The organism is Oleiphilus sp. HI0079 (assembly GCF_001635105.1).
In genome coordinates this window covers 1-556 of the sequence record NZ_LWFT01000504.1, presented here as the reverse complement: position 1 = coordinate 556, position 556 = coordinate 1, and the positions used below count along the sequence as shown (strand labels likewise).

The window sequence follows — 556 nt, the reverse complement described above, 5'->3', positions numbered from 1 at the left end:
CATCCCGGTGAATTCATTAAAGCTACATATCTAGAGCCTTTCGGTTATAGCTGTCGCTTTCTTGCTAAACAATTAGATGTGGCATCATCTACTCTAAATCGTATTCTAAAGGGGCAAAGCGGTGTTACGCCTGAAATGGCTTTGAGGCTGTCAAAAGCTGTCGGCCGCACTCCTGAGAGTTGGCTTGCAATGCAAGATAACTACGACCTTTGGCAGGCAAAGCAAAATATTAATTTGGGCAATGTGCACTCAGTTTCTTTTGAAGCTGCGTAGTAGAAATATAACCAAGCGTTGGGCTGGACAGCCAATGCTGCTCATTGTCTGCCCTTTATAGCGGCGTTATACGCTCTAAGGGAAGTTATGAGTAATAAAGGAGCTGGCTTATTTAGCCTCATCGCGAGTGGTGCGTTTACCGCTATTTGGTGGGTCTATTTGTTCGGCGTAAAACCTGACTGCTTATCGTCAATCGAGTAAGCAAAGCAGGCTTTTCTGTTTGCTATTTCGCCATCCCAAGCTGGTTCTTGGTTATTTATTTATACTCTCGTTTCAATATTCA

At 43.7% G+C, this 556-nt stretch carries 1 protein-coding gene; it reads left to right on the top strand.

Annotation, left to right across the window (positions count from 1 at the left end; all coding sequences use genetic code 11):
- Window positions 1-273 (top strand): HigA family addiction module antitoxin (locus tag A3750_RS06575; protein ID WP_068548115.1); only part of this gene is annotated, 273 nt, incomplete at its 5' end.
- Window positions 274-556 lie beyond the last annotated feature (283 nt).